Source organism: Mesorhizobium sp. Primo-A (assembly GCF_003997175.1).
Lineage (GTDB): Bacteria > Pseudomonadota > Alphaproteobacteria > Rhizobiales > Rhizobiaceae > Mesorhizobium > Mesorhizobium ciceri.
In genome coordinates, this window is the sequence record NZ_RZTG01000010.1 from 99500 (window position 1) to 121379 (window position 21880).

At 63.1% G+C, this 21880-nt stretch carries 20 protein-coding genes; 15 read left to right on the forward strand and 5 right to left on the reverse strand.

The window, feature by feature from the left end:
• The first annotated feature begins 23 nt into the window (after positions 1–23).
• Positions 24–1625 (forward strand): inorganic phosphate transporter, encoded by a 1602-nt coding sequence (locus tag EOC83_RS19425; protein ID WP_063170349.1) that lies wholly within the window; start codon positions 24–26, stop codon positions 1623–1625.
• Positions 1626–2051: 426 nt separating this feature from the next.
• Here EOC83_RS19425 and EOC83_RS19430 read toward each other — a convergent pair whose 3' ends face one another.
• Both EOC83_RS19430 and EOC83_RS19435 read right to left on the reverse strand, forming a co-directional pair.
• Positions 2052–3212 (reverse strand): patatin-like phospholipase family protein, encoded by a 1161-nt coding sequence (locus EOC83_RS19430; RefSeq protein WP_024503027.1) that lies wholly within the window; start codon positions 3210–3212, stop codon positions 2052–2054.
• A gap of 47 nt (positions 3213–3259) precedes the next feature.
• A complete protein-coding gene (locus tag EOC83_RS19435; RefSeq protein ID WP_063169133.1) occupies positions 3260–4006 on the reverse strand; it encodes an acetoacetate decarboxylase in 747 nt (248 codons plus the stop codon).
• Positions 4007–4229: 223 nt separating this feature from the next.
• Between EOC83_RS19435 and EOC83_RS19440 the strand changes: the two genes are divergently transcribed.
• The 6 genes from EOC83_RS19440 to EOC83_RS19465 all read left to right on the forward strand — a co-directional run bounded on the left by EOC83_RS19440 (position 4230) and on the right by EOC83_RS19465 (position 10718).
• Positions 4230–5018, forward strand: a complete 789-nt coding sequence (locus EOC83_RS19440; RefSeq protein ID WP_063169132.1) for a 3-hydroxybutyrate dehydrogenase — start codon at positions 4230–4232, stop codon at positions 5016–5018.
• Between the two features lie 461 nt (positions 5019–5479).
• Positions 5480–6808, forward strand: a complete 1329-nt coding sequence (locus tag EOC83_RS19445; RefSeq protein ID WP_024503031.1) for an NAD(P)H-dependent oxidoreductase — start codon at positions 5480–5482, stop codon at positions 6806–6808.
• A gap of 2 nt (positions 6809–6810) precedes the next feature.
• Positions 6811–7839, forward strand: coding sequence for a thiamine pyrophosphate-dependent dehydrogenase E1 component subunit alpha (locus EOC83_RS19450; RefSeq protein WP_063169131.1), 1029 nt, complete (start codon positions 6811–6813; stop codon positions 7837–7839).
• Entirely contained in the window at positions 7839–8837 is a 999-nt protein-coding gene (locus EOC83_RS19455) for an alpha-ketoacid dehydrogenase subunit beta (protein ID WP_027163140.1), read from the forward strand. The genes EOC83_RS19450 and EOC83_RS19455 overlap by 1 nt, the downstream gene beginning before the upstream one ends.
• A gap of 3 nt (positions 8838–8840) precedes the next feature.
• Entirely contained in the window at positions 8841–10235 is a 1395-nt protein-coding gene (locus EOC83_RS19460) for a pyruvate dehydrogenase complex dihydrolipoamide acetyltransferase (RefSeq protein WP_063169130.1), read from the forward strand.
• 114 nt (positions 10236–10349) lie between these two features.
• Positions 10350–10718, forward strand: coding sequence for a hypothetical protein (locus EOC83_RS19465; RefSeq protein WP_013529317.1), 369 nt, complete (start codon positions 10350–10352; stop codon positions 10716–10718).
• On the opposite strand, the gene EOC83_RS19470 is transcribed toward EOC83_RS19465, so the two are convergent.
• Positions 10715–11686, reverse strand: coding sequence for a sugar-binding domain-containing protein (locus EOC83_RS19470; protein WP_027162947.1), 972 nt, complete (start codon positions 11684–11686; stop codon positions 10715–10717). The genes EOC83_RS19465 and EOC83_RS19470 overlap by 4 nt on opposite strands.
• Before the next feature lie 258 nt (positions 11687–11944).
• Here EOC83_RS19470 and EOC83_RS19475 point away from each other — a divergent pair, with 258 nt between their 5' ends.
• From EOC83_RS19475 to EOC83_RS19500, 6 genes are all read left to right on the forward strand, one after another.
• Positions 11945–12931: an ABC transporter substrate-binding protein gene (locus tag EOC83_RS19475; protein ID WP_063169129.1), complete on the forward strand. Its 987-nt coding sequence runs from the start codon at positions 11945–11947 to the stop codon at positions 12929–12931.
• A gap of 92 nt (positions 12932–13023) precedes the next feature.
• Positions 13024–14727: an iron ABC transporter permease gene (locus EOC83_RS19480; RefSeq protein ID WP_063169128.1), complete on the forward strand. Its 1704-nt coding sequence runs from the start codon at positions 13024–13026 to the stop codon at positions 14725–14727.
• On the forward strand, positions 14715–15794 hold the full coding sequence (locus EOC83_RS19485) for an ABC transporter ATP-binding protein (RefSeq protein WP_063169127.1): 1080 nt from the start codon (positions 14715–14717) through the stop codon (positions 15792–15794). Before EOC83_RS19480 ends, EOC83_RS19485 begins: the two co-directional genes overlap by 13 nt.
• Complete coding sequence (locus EOC83_RS19490; RefSeq protein ID WP_063169126.1) at positions 15794–16960, forward strand: MBL fold metallo-hydrolase; 1167 nt, start codon at positions 15794–15796, stop codon at positions 16958–16960. Before EOC83_RS19485 ends, EOC83_RS19490 begins: the two co-directional genes overlap by 1 nt.
• A complete protein-coding gene (locus EOC83_RS19495; RefSeq protein WP_027162942.1) occupies positions 16957–17715 on the forward strand; it encodes a 5'/3'-nucleotidase SurE in 759 nt (252 codons plus the stop codon). The genes EOC83_RS19490 and EOC83_RS19495 overlap by 4 nt, the downstream gene beginning before the upstream one ends.
• Before the next feature lie 108 nt (positions 17716–17823).
• Positions 17824–18987: a DUF930 domain-containing protein gene (locus tag EOC83_RS19500; protein ID WP_063169125.1), complete on the forward strand. Its 1164-nt coding sequence runs from the start codon at positions 17824–17826 to the stop codon at positions 18985–18987.
• Here the strand turns inward: EOC83_RS19500 and EOC83_RS19505 are convergent.
• Together EOC83_RS19505 and EOC83_RS19510 are read right to left on the reverse strand one after the other, a co-directional pair.
• The gene (locus EOC83_RS19505) at positions 18984–19658 is read right to left on the reverse strand and encodes an HAD family phosphatase (protein ID WP_024503715.1); all 675 of its coding nucleotides are present in this window, start codon (positions 19656–19658) and stop codon (positions 18984–18986) included. The genes EOC83_RS19500 and EOC83_RS19505 overlap by 4 nt on opposite strands.
• A gap of 94 nt (positions 19659–19752) precedes the next feature.
• The gene (locus EOC83_RS19510; protein ID WP_063169124.1) at positions 19753–20394 is read right to left on the reverse strand and encodes a hypothetical protein; all 642 of its coding nucleotides are present in this window, start codon (positions 20392–20394) and stop codon (positions 19753–19755) included.
• Between the two features lie 196 nt (positions 20395–20590).
• On the opposite strand from EOC83_RS19510, the gene EOC83_RS19515 reads away from it, so the two are divergent.
• A complete protein-coding gene (locus tag EOC83_RS19515; protein ID WP_013529327.1) occupies positions 20591–21028 on the forward strand; it encodes a transcriptional regulator GutM in 438 nt (145 codons plus the stop codon).
• 88 nt (positions 21029–21116) lie between these two features.
• A complete protein-coding gene (locus EOC83_RS19520) occupies positions 21117–21878 on the forward strand; it encodes a PTS glucitol/sorbitol transporter subunit IIC (RefSeq protein WP_013529328.1) in 762 nt (253 codons plus the stop codon).
• The last annotated feature ends 2 nt before the right edge of the window (positions 21879–21880 follow it).

The window sequence follows — 21880 nt, forward strand, 5'->3', positions numbered from 1 at the left end:
CTGCAATGCATCTGGAGTGGGACATGGTGGACATAGTTTCTAGCGAGGCGGGCATTCCGAGACCGGATCATCCGCTGGATCAATCGGGCAGCGCGAAGTGGTTCCTGCCGGCCTTCGGCGTGCTGGTGCTCGTCGGCATCGCCTATGTCGGCTACGCGCTCAGCCAGGATCTTGCGGTGGCCAAGACCGTGCCGTGGATCCTGCTTGGCATCGCCTTGCTGATCGCGCTCGGCTTCGAGTTCGTCAACGGCTTCCATGACACCGCCAATGCGGTGGCGACGGTCATCTACACGCGCTCGATGCCGGCCGAATTCGCCGTCATGTGGTCGGGCGCCTTCAATTTCCTCGGGGTTCTCACCTCCAGCGGCGCGGTCGCCTTCGGCATCCTGTCGCTGCTGCCGGTCGAGCTGATCCTGCAGGTCGGCTCGTCCTCGGGCTTCGCCATGGTGTTCGCGCTGCTTGTGGCGGCGATCCTGTGGAATCTCGGCACCTGGTTCCTCGGACTGCCGGCGTCGAGCTCGCACACGATGGTCGGTTCGATCATCGGCGTCGGCCTTGCCAACCAGTTCATGGCGCCCGCCGGCAGCGCCACCAGCGGCGTCGACTGGTCGCAGGCGACCAATGTCGGCGTCACCCTGCTGGTGTCGCCGATCATCGGCTTCTTCGCCGCGGCGATCCTGCTCTATGTAATGAAGCTGCTGGTGCGCAATCCGGCGCTCTACGAGGCGCCGAAGGGCAACACGCCGCCGCCATGGTGGATCCGTGGCCTGCTCATCTTCACCTGCACCGGCGTCAGCTTTGCGCACGGCTCCAATGACGGACAGAAGGGCATGGGCCTGATCATGCTGATCCTGATCGGCGTCGTGCCGACGGCGTATGCGCTGAACCGCACCCCCGACATCAACTATCTCGAAGCCTACAAGTCTGCTTCGGTCAGCGTCGAAACGGCGCTGGGCAAATATGCCAAGCCCGGCGTCACCGTCGCCGATGCCAAGGCCGCCGTCCAGGATGCCGTGCGCACCAGGACATGGAGCGACCAGACGACGGTTGCGCTGCAGACCTACATCCACAACACGACGGCTGGCCTGCAGCCCTATGCCTCGGTCGAGACGGTGCCGACCGATCTGGTCAGCAACGCCCGCAACGACATCTATTTGATCGGCGAAGCGCTCAAGCTGATCGACAAGAAGCAGCTGCTGCCGATGGAGGCGGCCGATCTGAAAGCGGTCACCGACTATCACAAGGCCGTCGACAACGCGACGAAGTTCATCCCGATCTGGGTGAAGGTCGCCGTCGCGCTGGCGCTCGGCCTCGGCACCATGGTCGGCTGGAAACGCATCGTCGTCACGGTCGGCGAGAAGATCGGCAAGAGCCATCTGACCTACGGCCAGGGTGCGGCGGCCGAACTCGTGGCGATGGTGACCATCGGCATGGCCGATCGGCTGGGACTGCCGGTGTCGACGACTCATGTGCTGTCGTCGGGCGTTGCCGGAACGATGGCGGCGAACGGTTCGGGGCTGCAATGGGCGACGGTGCGCAATCTGCTGCTTGCCTGGGTGCTGACGCTGCCGTGCTCGATCACGCTGGCCTTCGTGCTGTTCATCATCTTCCGCCAGGTGTTCTGAGCCGAGCGTAAGCTTCCGAACAAAAGGCAGCGCCGGGTGACCGGCGCTGCCTTTTTTCTTTAAGTGAGCACTGCGTTCAAGGGGTGAAGACGTATTCGTTTCTGTTGACGTGGAACATGCCTAGGAAATTGCCGAAACGCCTTTCGCTTCGTCATCCTGTGGCGGAGCAGGGAGCGAAGCGACGCGGCGCAGACCATAGGATCCATGCCGCGACTCCTGAGCGTTGCCGCGGTGCAGAATTCTGCTCCGCTGCACTCCGTGGCAAAGGTCACGGCATGGATCCCAGGGTCTCCGCGACGGAGCTTCGCTCCTGCTTCGCCCAAGGATGACGAAGTTTGGAGGCGTCGGCCAATCTCGAGCGTTGGCGATGGCCGTTCAAACGAATCCTGGCCAACAACGCTGAACCGTTGGGCATAACCGGCCTGGCTACGTCGGGTCTTCGCGATGCAGGTCATGGATGGCCACACCGTCGACATTGGTCGGCATCGTCAGCCACTCACGATGGCGCAAGGTGCGCTGCGTGTCCTCCAACCCTGTCTCCCAATGCTCGCGCATCGAGGTGCCTGAGAACTCATAGTCCTTGGCGTGACCCTCATAGCCCTTGTGCTGATAGATCAGGTGCACGATGTTGACGGTGCCGGCGTCCGAATAGTCCTCGATCAGCGCTTCCTCGGCCGGCGTCCGCAACTCCTTCGGCACCCGTTTCAGTGCATCGAGCAGGCGCATCTTGAGACCGTGGATGCGTTTGAAATTGTCGGTGTTTTGCCGTGTGCGGCTTGAATACATGATGTCCTTGTGGCGCGACAGCACGTCCGGCATGCTGCGCGGCAGGACGCCTCGCGCGCTGAACAGGTCGACCTGGAAAACCAGCGAGGAACGGTCCTCTTCCTGGTCGAGCAGATATTGCAGCGGCGTGTTGGAGACGATGCCGCCGTCCCAGTAATATTCGCCTTCGATGCGGATCGACGGGAACGCCGGCGGCAGCGCGCCGCTGGCCATGATGTGCTCCGGTTCGATGCGGACCTTGTCGGTGTCGAAATAGACGAAGTTGCCGGTCCGGACGTTGACCGCGCCGACGCTCAACCGCTTCTTGCCGTCGTTGAGGATGTCGAAGTCGATCAGGCTTTGCAGCGTCTCCTTCAGCTCGGCCGTGTCGTAGAAGCTGGTGGCGCCCTCGGCGCCGGGCTGCTCCATCCAGGGGTTAGGATTGCGCGGCTTGAAGAAGCCCGGCTGCCCCATGACCATGGTCATCCACGAACTGGTGCGATTGCGGATATCACGGTAGATGTCGCCTTCCGGCGTATAGGCCCAGATCTTGCGACCCGAAATCGTCTGCCAGAATTGCTCGAGGCGCTGCAGCCGGCGGCTCGATTCATTGCCGGCGATGATCGCCGCATTGATGGCGCCGATCGACACGCCGGAAAGCCAGCTCGGCTCGCAGCCGGCCTCTGCCAATGCCTGGTACACCCCAGCCTGGTAGGCGCCGAGCGCGCCGCCTCCCTGAAACACCAGCGCGACGCGGTCATACTGCGCCGAGATCTCCGCGATGGTGGCGGTGGCCTCCTTGTTGCGATTGCGTTCGAGCACGGCTTTGGTCTCCGACTTCTGTTTGGGCTCTGAAAGGCTTGTGCAGCTCAGGTGCGGTCGGCGAGATAATCGTGAACCACTTCGCCCAGCCCAAGCGTCAGGTCGGCGGTGAAGTGGACGGCGGATACGATGTCGAGCACCGGCAGCCGCGCCACGTCGGCCATGACGTGCGGCCGCAAATCGAGTGCGGCGGGCGCTGTCCAGGCTTCCTTCAGCGTGATGTCGGTGAGGTGGTAGCGGACCAGTTCGCAGATGCGCGGCGTGCCGTCGACATGCGGGACGATCTTGATCAGGAAATTGGGCGCGGCCAGCGAAGCGAGGACAGAGCCGTGATCGGCTTTCTTGTGCTTGTAGCCCATCGTGCCGGTGGCGCACAGAACGCTGCCATAGTGCAGCGTGCCGACGATGACCTCGCCTTCATGCACGATCTTGGGATTGGCAAGCTTCTTGGGAAAGCCCCACAGTTCGCGGCCGCCGGCGATCGGCGCGTCGTCGTCGAGATACATCGAATGGACGTAGGCGCCGTGCTGGCCCTTGTAGCGCACCGGGATGACCTGGCCGGTCTCGGTGTAGTCGCCGAAACCGGTCGAGTCAGGCATGCGGATGAATTCGTATTTGACCAGCGGCTCGTCGATCTCCAGCGGCTCCGGCACGACAGCCTCTAGCGCCTCGCGCGTCGTGCGGTAGGTGATGATGACGTATTCGCGGTTGAAGAAACGGTACGGCCCGGGCGGAAAGGAGGGGTTGGTCAGCGGCATCGCATAGGCGCGCTTCACGACATCGGCGATCTGCAAGGCTGTAGCCCCATTTTGGTTCAGGAATGACTGCGCGAATGCGCTCCGGATTATGTTGCACGGCACCATGACAGTGCCGTGTCAGCCGCCTGACAGCCGCCCAAGGGGCCTGTCGACGGCCGTCTCAACCCTGTAATCGCACCGACATATGGCTATGGCACTGTCATGGTGCGGCGCACAAAGGCGGCCCCGTTCGTTCCCTCCCACCTCTTGCGAGATCATCATGGGTTTCCTGTCTTCGAAGAACGCCCTCGTCACCGGCTCGACCAGCGGCATCGGCTTGGCCATCGCCCGCGCCTTTGCCGTGGAAGGCGCCAATGTCACCATCAACGGCCTTGGCGATGCGGCTGCCATCGAGCACGAGCGCGCCGGCATCGAGAAGGATTTCGGCGTCAAGTGCCGCTACTCCGGTGCCAACATGATGGATGGCGCGGCGGTCAGCGCCATGGTGCATGAGGCCGAGGCTGCCTTCGGCAGTCTCGATATCCTGGTCAACAATGCCGGCATCCAGCATGTCGCGCCGATCGAGGAGTTTCCCGATGACAAGTGGGAAGCCATCATCCGCATCAATTTGCTCGCCGCGTTCTACGCCATCAAGGCGGCACTGCCGGGCATGAAGACGCGCAAATGGGGCCGTATCATCAACACCGCCTCGGCGCATGCGCTGGTCGCCTCGCCGTTCAAGTCGGCCTATGTGTCGGCCAAGCACGGCATTGCGGGCCTCACCAAGACGGTAGCGCTCGAAGCAGCGCTCGACGGCGTCACCGTCAATGCGATCGCGCCGGGCTATGTCTGGACGCCGCTGGTCGAAAGGCAGATTCCCGACACGATGAAGGCGCGCGGCATGACCGAGGAACAGGTCAAGCACGATGTGCTGCTCGCCGCCCAGCCGACCAAGGAATTCGTCACCGTCGACGAGCTCGCCGCGCTGACGCTGTTCCTGTGTTCGGACGCGGCCAGGCAGGTCACCGGCACAACCTTGCCGATGGATGGCGGCTGGACGGCACAGTAGAGGGTAATCCAAGCGTTCCGTTTGCCTGCTGGTGCCGCTGGGCGCTGGCAGAAAAGCACCCGGCTATGCCGTGATCTTAATCGATGCGGATGGCGTGGTCGTGCATTTCCATGATTTTGCGATCGACGCGGCGGGTTGCCCGCCTCCGGCAGGCTTCGCGGGGCACTGAGCAGGACTTCCCGCGAGGGCCAAGATGCCGCCAGTCGCATGTGCCGGCCTATTGCACGGCAGCGCAACAGGCTGCGCCGTTGGCTGAGCTGAACGATCCCAACCGATGCCCATCCGCGCACTGACGGCGACTGCGCGGCATCGGGTTTCCCAGCCTCTTTCTCGTCCCGCCGGACTACGGTGAAAGTGTCCGAAAAAGCACGGGAATATGGACATTAGTCTTGACAGAAATACAGATGTTCAATACCCGTCAGGCAATCGAACAAGCCTGCATTATGGGAGGAACGAGCGGTATGGCTTCCAATGTTTCGTTGACGGGTCTTGCCCGCGATCTCGAGGAACGCGCAAAGTCGGGCAAGCCTATCCGCATCGGCCTGATCGGCTCGGGCGAGATGGGAACCGACATCGTCACTCGTGTCGCCCATATGTCGGGCATCGAGATCGGCGCCATTTCCGAACTGAACCTGCCGGCTGCCAGCAAGGCCGTCGATATCGCTTTCCAGGAAACCGGGCATGCGCGCGAAGTGTCGAATGCTTCGGCTATGACGTCGGCGATGGAAGCCGGCAAGGTCGCGGTCACCAACGACGCCGACCTTGTCATCAACAATGATCTGATCGACGTCGTCATCGATGCCACCGGGGTTCCCGCCGTTGGCGCCGAGATCGGGCTGCGCGCCATGGAGCATGGCAAGCATCTGGTGATGATGAATGTCGAGGCCGACGTCACCATCGGCGCCTATCTGAAAAGCGAGGCCGACCGGCTCGGCGTCACCTATTCACTGGGCGCCGGCGATGAGCCGTCCTCCTGCATGGAGCTGATCGAGTTCGTCTCGGCCATGGGTCACCCGATCGTTGCCGCCGGCAAGGGCAAGAACAATCCGCTCAACATCGACGCTATTCCCCCGGACTATGAGGAGGAAGCCAAGCGCCGGCACATGAATGTCCGCATGCTGGTCGAATTCGTCGACGGCTCCAAGACCATGGTCGAGATGGCGGCAATCGCCAATGCCACCGGCCTGGTTCCAGACAAGGCTGGCATGCATGGCCCGGCGGCGACGCTTGGCGAACTGTCCAAGGTGCTGGTGCCGCAGAAGGATGGCGGCGTTCTGTCGAAGGTCGGCGTCGTCGACTATTCGATCGGCAAGGGTGTCGCGCCCGGCGTCTTCGTCGTTGCCGACATGTCGCATCCGCGCATCTCCGAGCGCATGGAAGATCTGAAGATGGGCAAAGGCCCGTATTTCACTTTCCATCGTCCCTATCACCTGACCTCGCTCGAGGTGCCGCTGACCTGCGCGCGCGTCGTGCTCTACGGCAAGGCCGACATGGTGCCGCTGGCCAAGCCGGTGGCCGAAGTGGCCGCCGTGGCCAAGAAGGACATGAAGCCCGGCGAGAAGCTCGATGCGATCGGCGAATATTGCTACCGCGCCTGGATCATGACGACGCCTGAAGCGCGCGCCGCCAAGGCCATTCCCTGCGGCCTGCTGCAGGGCGGCTCGGTCACCGCGCCGATCAAGAAGGGCGAACTCATAACCTACGCGAATGCAGCGCCCGCGGCGGGCTCCAAGATCGCCGAACTGCGCGCTCGCCAGGACAAGCTCGTCTATGGGACCGTGGGAGCGTGATCATGGCCACAGCCAGCAAAGCCGTCACTGACAGTCGCGCCAATCTGCCCTTCGTCTACCGCCAGTACAGCGCCGAGCAGCTCAAGCAGGTGCTCCACAAGATGTACCTGATCCGCCGCTTCGAAGAGGGCGCGGAGGAGTGCTACACGCGCGGCCTCATCCATGGCACCATGCATTTGTCGATCGGCCAGGAAGCCAGCGCCATGGGCATCTGCATGCCGCTTGCCGAGGATGACCAGATCACCTCGACGCATCGCGGTCACGGCCACTGCATTGCCAAGGGCGCCGAGGTCAAGCGCATGTTCGCCGAGTTCTTCGGCAAGACCACAGGCTACTGCAAGGGCCGTGGCGGCTCGATGCACATCGCCGATGTCGGCAAGGGCAATCTCGGCGCCAATGGCATCGTCGGTGGTGGTATCCCGATCGCCGTGGGGGCGGCATTGTCCTCCAAGATGATGAAGACCGGCAAGGTCGTGGTCTCGTTCTTCGGCGATGGCGCCAACAATGAAGGCGCTTTCCACGAGGCGCTAAACATGGCGGCGGTCTGGAAGCTGCCTGTCATTTTCGTCTGCGAGAACAATGGCTACGGCATGTCGACATCGACAGCCCGCTCGACCGCGGTCAAGAACATCGCCGAGCGCGCCGCCGCCTATTCGATGCCCGGCGTCATCGTCAACGGCAACATCTTCTCCGAGGTCGCCGAGGCGTCTCATCAGGCTGTTGCCCGAGCCCGCGCCGGCGAGGGGCCGACGCTGATCGAGTCCAAGACCTATCGCCATCGCGGCCATTCCAAGAGCGACCGCAACCGCTATCGCACCAAGGAAGAGATCGAGGACTGGATGTCGAACCGCGATCCGATCACCCTGTTCGAAAGCGAGCTCAGGGAATTCGGCTTCATCGACGACAAGGGCATCGAGGCCATTCGCGATGCCGTGGCGCAAGAGATCGCCGAGGGCATCGAGTTCGCCAAGGCGAGCCCATCGCCCGATATCAGCGAGACGGGAAATTACGTGTATACGGAGCAGGCGTGATGGACGCGATGGTGCGTGAACTGAGCTACGCCCAGGCGATCCAGGAGGCCATGGCGATCGCCATGGACATGGACGAGCGCGTTTTCCTGATGGGCGAGGATATCGGCGTCTATGGCGGCGCCTTCCAGGTCACCGGCGACCTGGTCGAACGTTACGGCGCTGACCGCGTCATCGACACGCCGATTTCGGAACTGGGCGGCGCGGGCGTTGCGGTTGGGGCTGCGCTCACCGGCATGCGGCCGATCTTCGAGTTCCAGTTTTCCGATTTCGCCACGCTTGCCATGGAGCAGATTGTCAACCAGGCGGCCAAGATGCGCTTCATGCTGGGCGGCGAGGTTTCTGTTCCCGTGGTGATGCGCTTTCCCGCCGGTTCCGGCACCGGTGCGGCGGCTCAGCACAGCCAGAGCCTCGAAGCCTGGCTCGGCCATGTGCCGGGTCTGAAAGTCATCCAGCCGGCGACCCCCTATGATGCCAAGGGCATGCTTTTGGCGGCGGTCGCCGATCCCGATCCGGTCATGATCTTCGAGCACAAGCTGCTCTACAAGATGAAGGGACCGGTGCCCGAAGGCTATTACACCGTGCCGATCGGCAAGGCCGATATCCGCCGCGAAGGCCGGGATCTCACCATCGTCGCCACCTCGATCATGGTGCAGAAGGCGCTCGACGCGGCAGCCGTGCTGGAGAGCGAAGGCATCGACGTCGAAGTCGTCGATCTCCGGACCATCCGGCCGATGGACAAGCAGACCGTCATCGACAGCGTCAAGAAGACGTCGCGGCTGCTATGCGTCTACGAAGCGGTCAAGACGCTGGGCATCGGCGCCGAGGTCAGCGCCATGATCGCCGAGAGCGAAGCGTTCGACTATCTCGACGCGCCGATCGTGCGGCTGGGCGGCGCCGAAACGCCGATCCCCTACAATCCGGAACTCGAGAAGGCGACGGTGCCGCAAATTCCGGACATCATCACCGCCGCGCGCGACCTCGTGAAAGGGGTCCGCTAGACCATGCCGACCGAAGTCATTCTTCCCAAGGTCGACATGGACATGGCGACCGGACAGATCTCGCGCTGGTTTGCCGAGGAGGGCGCGCACGTCAAGAAGGGCGATGTGCTGTTCGAGATCGAGACCGACAAGGCGGCGATGGAAATCGATGCGCCGGCCAGCGGCGTCCTGCGCGATGTCACCGGCAAAGAGGGTGTCGATATTGCGGTCGGCGCTGCCGTGGCGTGGATCTATGCCGACGGTGAGGCCTATGGGGCTGATGCTGCTGCGGCCAAGCAGGACAAGGCGCCAATCTCCCCCCCCGCGGGGGAGATGTCGACGAAGTCGACAGAGGGGGGCGCTGTCGCGCCAACGTCTCATTCTGTCACGCACCCCTCTGCCCTACCCTCTTTGCCGCCACTTGGCATCTCCCCCACAAGGGCGGAGATCGGCCAATCGCCATCGGCCGGCCGTGCAACACCGCTTGCCCGGCGCCTGGCCCGTGAGGCCGGCCTGAACCTCTCGACCGTATCTGGCACCGGCCCGTATGGCCGGGTGGTGAGGGCCGATGTCGACGCGGCCATTGCCGGTGGCGGCGCCCAGACGGCGCCTGCCGCCAAGGCTCCGGCTGGCGTGCCGGCTGCTGCTCCTGCCGCGCCGGTAAAGGCGATGTCGGACGATCAGGTCCTGAAACTGTTCGAACAGGGCTCCTACGACCTTGTCCCGCATGACAGTATGCGCAAGACCATTGCGCGCCGCCTGGTCGAGGCCAAGACCACCATTCCGCATTTCTACCTGACGCTCGACTGCGAGCTCGATGCGCTGCTGGCGCTGCGCACGCAGATCAATGCGGCAGCCCCGGTGAAGAAGACCGACAAGGGTGATGCTCCGGCCTACAAGCTGTCGGTCAACGATATGGTGATCAAGGCGATGGCGATGGCGCTGAAGGCGGTGCCCGATGCCAATGCCTCGTGGACCGAAAGCGCCATGGTCAAGCACAAGCACGCCGATGTCGGCGTTGCCGTGTCGATCCCCGGCGGGCTGATCACACCGATCATCCGCAAAGCCGACGAAAAGACGCTGTCCACCATCTCCAACGAGATGAAGGACCTCGCCAGTCGCGCCCGCAGCCGCAAGCTGAAGCCGGAAGAGTATCAGGGTGGCACCACGGCGGTGTCCAATCTCGGCATGTTCGGCATCAAGGATTTTGCCGCGGTCATCAACCCGCCGCACGCGACCATCCTGGCAGTCGGCGCCGGCGAGGAGCGGGCAGTGGTCAAGAACGGCGAGATCAGAATAGCCACCGTGATGTCGGTGACGCTGTCGACCGACCACCGCGCCGTGGACGGTGCGCTGGGTGCCGAACTGCTGGTCGCCTTCAAGAACCTCCTTGAAAATCCGATGGGCCTGCTGGTCTGATCCACCAAGCAGAAGCCGGCGCCGACTGATGCGCCGGCTTGCGACAGAAACGACTTGTCAGGCGCTGACCCTTGACCCATGTTCTATCTGGATTGCGATCCAGGGAGGCCAAATATGCCTGCATTCGACCCATCTGACGTCAAAACCCTGTTCGGCAAGGTCATGGGTGCGTCGCCATCCGACATCAAGCTGGTGGCGCAGCGCCTGCACGACCACGCCTTCGAGCCTCGCATGTCGGCGGAGGAGACCAGGCAGCTCGTCGCCAGCCTCGGCTATGACAGTCTGGACGCGTTCTGCGCCGACATCGGTCTGCCCACGCATATCGCCGAGCGGTGGAGCCGTTTTGGTGTTTCCGGCGAGATGAAGCAGGTGTTCACACTGTTGGCGGCGCAGCGCAAGCGGGTGGCCGAGGCGATCGCCGAATTCGAATCCATGACCCATGTCGGCGTCGAGGATTTTTTGCGCGAGCGCGGGCTGATCTAACCGCCCTTGGCAAGCAGCGCCGTGGCGGTATCGCTGTCAGTGATCAGCACATTGGTGTCGACGGCTTTCAGTGCGGCGAGGATCGCCGCGACCTTGCGCTTGCCGCCCGCGGCGAGAACCACATTCGGCACCTTGCCGACCACATCGAGATCGATGGCCATGACACGCCCGTTTACCTCGTGGTCCACCAAACGGCCATTGGCATCGACGAAATAGCACAGCATGTTGGCGACCGCGCCCTTCGCTTTCAACGGAGCGATCAGCGATGACGGAACGATGCCATGCCGGAAGATGGTGGCGTCCGGCGACATGTCGCCGACGGTGAGCAGCGCGATGTCGGCGGCGGCCGCGCGTTGGCGTACATCCTGCAGGGTCGGCTGCGCCCAGAGGAGATCGCGCAGCGAGGAATTGTCGACCGTGACCGGCGCGGTGATCTGGTAGCTGTCGACCTCGAAGACATCGGCTACCTTGGCGGCAACGATGGACGGATTGATCCATTGCGAGTGCGGCAGGCTGCCGACGAGCGCCACCACACAGGCACGCTTCAACTGCCGGCGGGCAAGGAAGCCGAGGCTGGCATGCAGGGTCGCGCCGCCACCGATGGCGAGCGTCATGCCGTCCTGCATCTGCTCGCCGAGATAGGCCGCGACGGCATGGCCGATGGCTTTCTCCAGATGGTCATGCGCCGAAGGCGTCGGGATGACGACGGCGGCATTCAGACCCCAGCGCTTTTCCAGTCCCCGCTCGAGCGCCACCTGCCCGGCGGTCGGCGCGTTGATCATGGTGACGACAATGCCCTCGGCGGTGCAGGAGGCCAGCGTACGCATGACCTTCACCCTGGAGACATCGAGCTTTTCGGCAATCTGTTCCTGGGTGAAACCTTCGACATAGTAGAGCCATGCCGTCTTGACGGTAAGGTCCGACGAGACCATCGGCAGGCGAGCCTGTCTGGGTTTTTCTGTGGTCATCGGTTCCTGTCCCTCATGAGCCGTGGCCTGACCGGTGCTCATCAAGGAAATACCGGCCGGATGTCAACTGATGCCGGATCTGCGGCGTGTCGATTGTCGCACATTTCTGTTCATTTGTAATTGACATCGTACATATGAACATATTTTGTGGGTTTCACGCGCTGTGTCATCCACCAGTCATATGCGCCGTGCAGGGAGGAAGAGACGGGGAGCCGGCCAGAGCCGGACCGGTCATGCACAGAAAGACAGGAGGTCTCATTGAAGACGCACTTCATCAAGCTGCTGGCCAGCCAGCTGGCGCTCGCGGCAACTTTGTTTGCCGGCGTGGCAAACGCCGAAATACTGACGCTCTACACGTCCCAGCCGGAAGCCGACGCGGCCAAGACCGTGGATGCCTTCAAGAAGGCGCAGCCGGGTATCGATGTGAATATCTATCGCTCCGGAACGAGCGACATCCTCACCAAGATGGCGGCCGAGTTTGCCGCCGGCAGCCCGCAGCCCGACGTGCTTCTGATCGCCGATGCGGTCTCGATGGAGCTGTTGAAGAAGGACGACCGGCTACTGCCCTATCCCGAGGCAAAGCTCGATGGCATCGAGGCGGATGCCTATGACGCCGACAAGACCTATTTCGGCAGCAAGCTGATCACCACCGGCATCGTTTACAACACCGCCGCGGCCGAGAAGCCGCAGCATTGGGCCGATCTTGCCAAGCCCGCCTATGCCGATGGCCTGGTCATGCCGAGCCCGCTCTATTCGGGTGCCGCCGCCTACCTGCTTTCGGGCTTCGTCGGCGACGCCAATTATGGCTGGGATTTCTTCCAGAAGCTGAAGACCAACAACACCGTCAGCGTGCGCGGCAATGGTGCGGTGCTGAAGGCGGTGGCATCGGGCGAAAAGCCCTATGGCATCCTGGTCGACTTCATGGCGATGAACGCCAAGAAGAAGGGTTCCCCGGTCGAGTTCGTGTTCCCCTCGGAAGGTGTGCCGGCAGTGACCGAACCGGTCGCCATCATGAAGACCGCCAGGAATGTCGACGGCGCCAAGAAGTTCGTCGACTTCATTCTTTCCGATGACGGCCAGAAGCTTGCGCTTTCGATGGGCTATCTGCCGGCGCGCGCCTCGGTCGGCCGCCCCGAATGGCTGCCGGAAGGCGTCAAGGTCAAGGTGATGCCGTTCGACACCAAGGCAATCGTCGCCAAAACCGACGCCGACAAGGCGAAGTTCTCGGAATTGTTCGGGGGCTGAGCCGGCAATCCAGTCAGGGGTGCCGTCCCAGCGGTATCCCTGACGGGCAAAACCCCGATCGCATCGGCTGATCGACCCCAGGAAACGCAATCATGTCAACACGGATCAGGGAAAGCCGGGGCCAGGAAATGGTCCTGACGGCGGCGGTAGCCATCGTCATCGTCCTGCTTTCCCTGCTGCCGATGCTGCGCCTGATCAAGGAGATCGTGGCGCCCGGCGGCACGCTGTCGACCGTCGCGATAAAGGCGGGGCTCGCCAGTCCGGCGACCTGGATCGCCACCTGGCACACACTGGTCGTCGGTATCGGCGGCACCCTGCTTGCGGTGCTGTCTGGAACGCTGGTGGCCGTCCTCGTCACTCTGACCGATATCCGCGCTCGCAGCGCCATGGTGCTCTGTTACGTCATGCCCTTGATGATCGCGCCGCAGGTGACGGCGCTGGCCTGGCTGCAATTGTTCGGCCCGGCAAGCCCGTTCCTCAAGCTGTTCGGGGCGGCACCGCCGCTCGGTACCAGGAACCCGCTCTATTCGACATCGGGCATCATCCTGCTGCTCGGCGTGCAGTATGGCCCGCTGGTTTTCCTGTTGGTGCGCGCCGGGCTGCGCAAGCTGCCGCGCGAGCTGGTCGAAGCCGCGCGGGCGGGCGGTGCCGGCTGGTTCACCGTGCTGGTCACCATCGTGCTGCCCTTGATGACGCCGTCGATCATGGCGGCCGCTGCCCTTGCCTTCGTCTCATGCGTCGGCAATTTCGGCATTCCGGCCTTTCTCGGCATTCCCGCCAACTATCTCGTGCTGCCGACGCTGATCTATCAGAAGCTGGCCGGCGGCGGCCCCGCCGTGCTCGGCGAAACCGCATTCCTATCGGTGCTGATCGGCATCATCGCCATGGCGGGTATCCTTGCCCAGGAGATCATGAGCCGCCGCCGCGACTATCGCATCAGCTCCACGTCGCTTTCGGCCGAACCCTATGAACTCGGTCGCTGGCGGCCTACGGTCCAGGCCGGCATGTGGCTGCTGATCATCGTGGTGCTGTTCCTGCCGCTGTTCGGGCTGGTTCTGACATCGCTGGTGCCGGGCTACGGCATCGCGCTCACCGCCAAGACGGCAACGCTCGACAATTATCGCTTCGTGCTGTTCGAGCATGACGCGGCCAGCCGCGCCTTCTTCAACAGCTTCTGGCTGTCGATCGCGGCGGCCTTCTTCGCGGTCCTGGTCGCAGTGCCGATCGGCTATCTGATCGCATGGGGCAAGCAGCGCTGGGTGCGGCTGCTCAATCTGTCGGTCGAGCTGCCCTATGCTTTGCCCGGCGTGGTGCTGGCGATCGCCTCGCTGCTCATGTTCCTGCGGCCGATCCCGCTCACCGGCATCCAGCTCTACAACACCGTCTGGATCATCCTCTACGCCTATCTCGCCCGTTTCCTGGTGCTGGCGCTGCGGCCGACCATCAGCGGCTATCACCAGATCGACCGGGCGCTGGAGGAGGCGGCGCAAGTAGCGGGCGCCGGGCTGTTCACGCGCATGCGCACGATCATCTTTCCCCTGGTGGCACCGGCGGCGATCGCCGGCGGACTACTGATCTTCATGACGGCGCTCAGCGAACTTACCGTCTCGGCGCTGCTGTGGTCGTCCGGGTCGGAGACGATCGGTGTCGTGATGTTTTCCTTCGAGCAGGGCGGCGATTCCAACTATGCGGCGGCGATGTCCGTCATCACTGTGGCGGTCACTTTCCTGTTGATGCTGGTGACCAATCTGCTTGCCCCCTACCTTCCGACCGGAGTGCTGCCATGGCGCGATTGAGCCTGGACAATGTGACCAAGAGCTTCGCCAATTTCGATGCCGTCAAGGACGTATCGATCGATGTCGGCGACGGCGAGTTCCTGGCAGTGCTCGGGCCGTCCGGCTGCGGCAAGACCACGCTGCTGCGGCTCGTTGCCGGATTCGAGAAGGTGACGTCAGGCGAGATCCGTATCGGCAGCGAGGTCGTGTCGGGCAAGGGCGGCAGCGTCGCGCCGGAAAAGCGGCGCGTCGGCATCGTCTTCCAGAACTACGCGCTGTGGCCGCACATGACGGTCGCCGAAAACATCGGCTATTCGCTGAAGGTGGCGCAGCTCGACAAGGCCGTCGCGCGCCAGAAGGTTGAAGACGCACTCGCCCTGGTCAATCTGCAAGGGCTGGGCGAGCGTCGGCCGGCCAATCTGTCCGGCGGCCAACGCCAGCGCGTGGCATTGGCGCGCTGCCTTGTCGCCGCGCCCTCGTTGGTTCTGTTCGACGAGCCGCTGGCCAATCTCGACGTGCATCTGAGGGCTTCGATGGAGGACGAGTTCGCGTCCTTCCACAAGCGCACGGGCACGACGATCGTCTACATCACCCATGACCAGGCCGAGGCGATGGCGCTGGCCGATCGGATCGCGGTGATGGATGGCGGGCGTCTTGCCCAGCTGGCGACGCCACGCGAACTCTATCATGAGCCGGCAAATGAAATGGTGGCTTCCTTCATTTCGCAGGGCATTTTGCTGCCTGCGGATGTGTTGAGCGCGGAAGAAAGAGGGCACTGCAAGGTCCGCGTTCTCGGCGCGGAACTGGTTGTCCGCTGCCGGCCAGGCGAGCGGCCGCGAACCGGGGCAAAGGTCTGCTGCCGGTCGGCCGATCTCGACGTGTCGCCGGACGGTCCCGGCTTCGATGGTCTGGTCAAGCGGGTGATCTACCAGGGTGGCTCGGCGCGCATCGAATTCACGCCTTCGACCAATCCCGACCTCACCTTGCATTTCGAACAGCCCGATCCAGTCGCGCTGGAGAGCGGAGCCCAGGCACGCCTGCGGATACGCTCCGGCTGGCTGATCCCGGCGGCGGGGGCGGCATCGTGATGATGCTCGACCTGCTCGGCGGCTTTGGCGAAAAGGGCCGCACCAGCCTTGCTGTCTGCAGCGGCAAGGATCGCATCCTGCTCGACGTCGGCATCAAGGTCGGCGCCTCGGGGGCGGACTACTATCCGGCGCTGAACGGCTCGGTCGCCGACATCGATGCGCTGTTCGTCTCGCATGCGCATGAGGATCATATCGGCGCGCTGAGCTGGCTGCTGTCGCGCGGTTATGCCGGTCCGATCTTCATGACCGCCGAGACCCGCGACGAGGCGCCTGCCACGCTCGCCGGCTATGCTGAGCCCGAGGATTTCAGGCGGTTCCCTTTTCCCGAAGATCGCCTCGAATTGTTCGAACCCGGCGACACGTTGAACAGCGGCAATTTCACGATCCGGACGGGACGCTCCGGGCATGTCGTGGGCGGCGTCTGGTTTGCCGTGGACGATGGCGAGAGCCGCGTCGCCTATTCCGCCGATGTGGTGCCGGACAGCAATGTCTTCGTCATGGACACGATCCCGCACTGCGACCTGCTTGTCCTCGATGCTTCCTACGGCGCCGATCCGGTGCCGGGGGCGGCGCGTGCGCGCGAAATCTCGCAATGGGTTGCGAGGCATTCGGGCGGGTGTCTTTTGCCGACGCCGCTCTCGGGTCGGTCGCTGGAGCTGATCGCGGCCTTGCCAGGGCCGTTCGCCATCCATGCCGGCATGCGCTCGTCCCTGGAAGCGCAGATCGGCGCCACGGCAGCCCTGTTGCCGGGCGTTTCAACGTTGCTGCGCCGCCGCCTGCAAGACGCAGCCGACTGGACCGATGCCGATCCCCTGCCGTCCATGCCGCTGCTGGCGGATGACGGCATGGGTGAAGCCGGCCCATCGTCGCGCCTCTTGCCGCGTGCCGACCATTCCGGTTTTCCGGTGCTGCTTACCGGGCATCTGCCGTCAGGTTCGCCGGGCGATGTGTTGCACAAGGCCGGTCGGGCGGACTGGGTACGCATGCCGACCCATCCGACGCTGTCGGGCAATGTCGATATCTGGGAGAAGGCCGGCCGTCCCGCGGCACTCGGCCATTCCTGCACGCCGGATCTTCTCGGCGACCTGCAATCCCACATCCCCTCGCTGCGCACGCAATGCCGCACCGGCCAGCGCATAGTGGTGTCGGAGGCAAGAAAACGATGAGAATTCTGATCTGCAACGATGACGGCATCGAAGCGCCGGGGCTTGCCCGTCTGGTCGCGGCCGCCAGCGCGTTGAGCGGCGATGTCTGGGTGGTCGCGCCCGACGGCAAGCGCACCGCCGCCGGCTCGTCATTGACGATTGCCAGGCCGTTGACCATGCGGCGCCTCAAACCGAACTGGTACGCCTGTTCCGGCACCCCGGCCGATTGCGTGGTAAGCGCCATGACCTGGTTGTTCGCCGATACGAAGAAGCCAGATCTGGTGCTGTCGGGTGTCAACGATGGCCGCAACGTTGCCGAGGACCTTGCCTATTCCGGCACGCTCGGCATTGCGCGGGAGGCCACTTTCTGGGGCGTTCCGGCCATTGGCTTCTCACGCGTGAAAAATCCTGATTTCACCGATGGCGACGACCAATGGCTTGGCGCGCTGATCGTGTCCCTGTGGCAATCGCGCGCCGACTGGGCCGCTGAGGGTCATTGGCTGAGCATCAACCTGCCGACCTCGCTGCCGGCCGAAATCCGCCAGCCGCGCATCGGTCGCGACAAGATCGCCCGCAAGGCCGAGATCGTGGAGAGCGACGGCGACCGCACGGTCATCACCGTGCCGCGCGGGCGGGCTCACGACAGCCAGCCGGGCGACGAGAACGACGCGATCGATGCCGGCTTCATCAGCATCAACCGGCTGAACTGGCTTGGCGAGACGCGGCTGGACGAACGGTTTCTGGACGGGATCCCGCGCCAGCGGCAAACTGGCTGACCTGAGGTCTGCGCGTCGTCATCCGATCACCAACCTGTCAGCGGTTAAATCAAGCCAATCCACTACCTATGCTTGAAGCCGCCGCTATTTCATTCCACATCGGTGCGGATGAAGGGCGAAACAGGAGAACGGCGGCGGCATTTGCTGTGGGCTTTGCCCGCATCGCTGATCCTGCATGCGCTCATCGCGGCGTTTCTGATCTATGGCCTGCCGAGACCCGAGCAGCAGCCGGTTCAGCAGGAACAGCCCGTCAATGTCGCGATCGTGCCGCCGCCCGAGAAGCCCAAGCCGAAACCTGCTCCAAAGCCGCCGGAACCGACACCTGAAAAGAAGGCTGAAAAGCCGCCTGAACAAAAGCCGCCGCCGCCGAAACCGCCAGACGACCAGGTTCTGAAGCGCGTTTTCCAGTACGGCCAGAAAGATACCGGGCCGGAGAAATCGCTCGACGGAAGCAGCGCTAAACCCAACACGCCGTCGCCGGCCAAGGATGAGGCTGCAAAGCCGCCTGTCGCGCCGACACCCGTGCCGACGGAGCCCGCCCCGGCTGCAACGCCACAGCAGAAGGCAGACCCCAGCAAGCCTGACGAGAAGCCGGCCACCGTTGCGCCGGACGAAAAGCCCGCGCAAAGCGAGGAAAAGCAGGCGACCGAGGACACCGACAAACAGCAGCCGGACAAACAAGAACTCGCACCGCAACCTGACGAAAAGCAAGCCGTCGTGACGCCAAAGCCATTGACGGCTGAGACCGGTGACAAGCCGGCGCCTCCAGCTTCGACTGGAAAGGCAAAGTCCAAACCTGCCAAGACAATGACGTTCAAACCCGCAAGAGCTTTCAAAGCGCCGATCGGGAATGCTGGAAGGTCAAATCCCACCAACGACGACGTTGCAGGATCACCAATCTATTCCGGCCTTCCGGGCGTCAGAAAGCTTTACTCGCAAGGGGCAACCGGCAATGCGTTCGCTACAAGCTCCATGGAGAATGTGCCGCGCGGTCAGCGGGTGGCCACCCTTTGCGGCAACGTTCTGAGCCGGGAACTGCAAAGTGCCGACTATACGGTCAAATGGGTGCCAACCATTACGCTGGACAAAGGCAATGTTCTCAATCCTCCGCAGGCCGCCTTCAGCACCAGAAACGCTTGGTACAACCTAAATTTCCGATGCGAAGTCGACGCCGATGCGACGAGGGTCCTGTCCTTCAACTTCCGTGTGGGCTCACTCGTGCCGCCTGGCGAATGGGCCAGCCGTGGATTCACAAAGTATCGTCTAAACTAGGCCGGCACACCAAACCTAGCCAATTGCCGGCTAACTTCTTGCCAGTCGGCGCAGACGAAATCGGCACCGGCAGCCGTCAGCCGCGCGGCGTGCTCGGCATAGGTATGGCCGCCACCGGTGTAGCCGATCGCCGTCATGCCGGCGGCGATCGCGCCCTGGATGCCGAAGGGCGAGTCCTCGATGACGATGCAGTCAACGGGATTGGCGCCGATCTTGTCCGCCGCGAAGAGGAAGATGTCCGGCGCGGGTTTGCCGTTCTTGACCATCGAGGAACTGTAGATCGCATCGCCGAAGAAACGCGCCAGCCCGGTCACCGCAAGGCTGTGGTTTATGCGCTCGACGGAGGAGGACGAGGCGACACAGCGGTCGCCTGCAAGCGCCTCCAGAAAGGCAGTGATTCCCGGTGTCGGCTTCAATTCCTGCGAGAACAGCACCTTGGTCTCGGCCCAGATGTCGCCGTCCGCCGCCGCCGGAAACTGGTGGCCGGTCAAATCTTTGATCCTGGCGATGATATCGGACTGCTTCATGCCGATGCATTGGGCGATGACGCTGGTGTTGACGCCGGGCATGCCGTGCTTTTCGTAGACGCGCTCATAGGCGCGGGCGGCCAGAGGCTCGCTGTCGACAAGAACGCCGTCGCAATCGAAAATAATAGGCCTTGGTCGCGCCACGCGTTTCCCTCTCGAGTCAATTTTCGCACATCGCTATCGGCAAAAAGTCAAATGTTCAATAGCACGTGCGGTTTTGGGGGCGCGAAGAGCGGGCTCAAAGCTGGCGCAACGCATCGCTCGCACGGGAAGACACGAGCGCCCGTTGCATGGCTTGCCGGGACTGCGCGCGATCCGGGGTGATCCAGTTCGGTTCGGCGCCGAGAAAGCGGTCGAGGAAAGCCACCGCATAGGCCGGCATCTCGGTCACATTCTCGCGATAGGACCACCAGGTGCGCAAATCGTCGGCGCATTTGTCGATCCCGGGTGTCGTGCCGAATTCCTGCTCGTGGATCGCCGAAATCACCGAGACGCAGTAGTTGGTGTAGAGGAAACCCTCCGGCCAGAAGCGGACGATTTCCAGCGTGCCGGCGTTCGTTTCCGTCTCGATCAGCTGCGTGAGGCCGGAGATTTCCCTGGCCGGCGCCTGTTTTATCAGCTCACGCAGCACGAGGCCGGCGGCAAAGACGATGAAGTCGGCGCGGTCGATCGCGGCGAAGCGCTTCTGCCCCTCCATGATCTCGACCCAGTCGAGAAAGGCCCTGGTGAGCTTGGCCTCGTCGATCTCGAAGCGCACGCCGAACGTGTCCGAGACCACCTTGGCGCTGCCGCGAAAGGTGGCGCGGAACCAGCGCAACTGCCGCAGCCGATGGCGAAGATCGGGCATCAAGGCCAGTTCGTCCCTGAAGGGCAGGTCCATGTTTCCTCGTATCCTGTTTCCCGGTCAGCCTAGCACAAGCGCGCCGCCGCCGAAATCTGTCAGCGGCCCTGTGGATGACCGCTTCAGAGGCCAATATCATACATATTGACATTCTCGGAAACAAATGTTCTCACTTTGCTGTTGTCACGCGCCGGTCCAAGGTGCGATTCAACTGAGGCTTCGGGAGGAGAACCGAATGGCGATTTGGCAGTGGGGACTGCTTCTGCTGGTTATCGTGTGGGCGCTGCAGTCGCTCGGCGTCTGGCTGCAGATGCGGCATTATTCGGATGTCTTCAGGGGCGTCACCGACCAGTACAAGGACGGCTTCGTCGGAGCCGGCAATTTTCGCGGCCGGTTGGCCAAGGGCACCATCGCGCTCGTGGTGGTGACGCCCGATCTGGTCGTGCGCCGCCTGATGGTGATGAGCGGCCGTTCCGTCTTCACCAAGTTCAAGAGACATGAAGAATTCGAGGGTGTTCCCCTCGATCGACTCCGGTCCAACCCTGCAATCATGGGGGAGGGGGAACCCGGTGTGGCCGAGGCCGTGAAACGGGCGATCGAGCAGATCGACAAGACACGGTCGGAGCCGGGGAAGAAGCCGGGCCTGTCCGGTTTGAACGTAGCAAGGGCTTAGAGCCGGATGATTTCGGGCTCTAAATCAAAGGGATAGAGGACGCCGCGCACCGACTGGGATCAACCGGCGGGTGGCATAAGGAGGAGAAATGTCTGTATTTTCGTTGTTGGCGCAGCATGCCGACATGGCCGTGCACAATCTGCATGTCGCAGGTGCCATGGTTTCGGATGCCGCATTGCATGGCAAGCTCGCTGTCGAGCATGCCTCCGACCATCTCGTTGTCCTCGCACAAGCGGACAGCGGACCGATCACCGTCGATCAGTTCAAGGAAAAGCTGAAGGACGTCCAGCAGGAAGAGCAGCTCGGCTGGCTGACCGCCATCGGCAAGTACTTCATCGGCATCTTCCAGAAGGGCGGCGAGGTCTTCGCCGGCTTCGTCACCGGCATCATTCCGACGCTGGTCGTGCTGATGACGGCCTTCTATGCCGTCACCGAACTGGTCGGTGAAGAGCGCGTGCATGGCCTGGCGCGCGGCGCCGGCCGGATCGCGCTGACGCGCTACACGCTTTTGCCGCTGCTGGCGGTGTTCTTCCTCACCAATCCGATGGCCTATACGTTCGGATCGTTCCTGGAAGAAAAGCACAAGCCAGCCTTCTATGACGCGGCCGTGTCCTATGTGCACCCGCCGCTCGGCCTGTTCCCGCACATCAATCCCGGCGAGTATTTCGTCTGGGGTGGCATTCTCGTCGCGCTGCTGGAGCTGGAAAAGAAGGGCGTCGTCGTCGCCGGCTACCACGTCAAGGTGGCGATCTGGTACGCCATCGTCGGCCTCGTCGTCATCCTGCTCAAGGGCATGCTGACCGAACGCATCACCGCGATCATGGCACGCCGCCAAGGCGTCGAGCTGTAAGG

What these genes read in the sequence shown, in the direction of transcription:
- EOC83_RS19425 (WP_063170349.1), top strand. Translation starts at nt 24, where the DNA reads ATGGTGGACATAGTTTCTAGCGAGGCGGGCATTCCGAGACCGGATCAT.
- EOC83_RS19440 (WP_063169132.1), top strand. Translation starts at nt 4,230, where the DNA reads ATGGGTTTCCTGTCTTCGAAGAACGCCCTCGTCACCGGCTCGACCAGC.
- EOC83_RS19495 (WP_027162942.1), top strand. Translation starts at nt 16,957, where the DNA reads ATGAGAATTCTGATCTGCAACGATGACGGCATCGAAGCGCCGGGGCTT.
- EOC83_RS19470 (WP_027162947.1), bottom strand. Translation starts at nt 11,686, where the DNA reads ATGACCACAGAAAAACCCAGACAGGCTCGCCTGCCGATGGTCTCGTCG.
- EOC83_RS19490 (WP_063169126.1), top strand. Translation starts at nt 15,794, where the DNA reads ATGATGCTCGACCTGCTCGGCGGCTTTGGCGAAAAGGGCCGCACCAGC.
- EOC83_RS19465 (WP_013529317.1), top strand. Translation starts at nt 10,350, where the DNA reads ATGCCTGCATTCGACCCATCTGACGTCAAAACCCTGTTCGGCAAGGTC.
- EOC83_RS19450 (WP_063169131.1), top strand. Translation starts at nt 6,811, where the DNA reads ATGGCCACAGCCAGCAAAGCCGTCACTGACAGTCGCGCCAATCTGCCC.
- EOC83_RS19510 (WP_063169124.1), bottom strand. Translation starts at nt 20,394, where the DNA reads ATGGACCTGCCCTTCAGGGACGAACTGGCCTTGATGCCCGATCTTCGC.
- EOC83_RS19480 (WP_063169128.1), top strand. Translation starts at nt 13,024, where the DNA reads ATGTCAACACGGATCAGGGAAAGCCGGGGCCAGGAAATGGTCCTGACG.
- EOC83_RS19455 (WP_027163140.1), top strand. Translation starts at nt 7,839, where the DNA reads ATGGACGCGATGGTGCGTGAACTGAGCTACGCCCAGGCGATCCAGGAG.
- EOC83_RS19500 (WP_063169125.1), top strand. Translation starts at nt 17,824, where the DNA reads ATGAAGGGCGAAACAGGAGAACGGCGGCGGCATTTGCTGTGGGCTTTG.
- EOC83_RS19520 (WP_013529328.1), top strand. Translation starts at nt 21,117, where the DNA reads ATGTCTGTATTTTCGTTGTTGGCGCAGCATGCCGACATGGCCGTGCAC.
- EOC83_RS19460 (WP_063169130.1), top strand. Translation starts at nt 8,841, where the DNA reads ATGCCGACCGAAGTCATTCTTCCCAAGGTCGACATGGACATGGCGACC.
- EOC83_RS19485 (WP_063169127.1), top strand. Translation starts at nt 14,715, where the DNA reads ATGGCGCGATTGAGCCTGGACAATGTGACCAAGAGCTTCGCCAATTTC.
- EOC83_RS19445 (WP_024503031.1), top strand. Translation starts at nt 5,480, where the DNA reads ATGGCTTCCAATGTTTCGTTGACGGGTCTTGCCCGCGATCTCGAGGAA.
- EOC83_RS19515 (WP_013529327.1), top strand. Translation starts at nt 20,591, where the DNA reads ATGGCGATTTGGCAGTGGGGACTGCTTCTGCTGGTTATCGTGTGGGCG.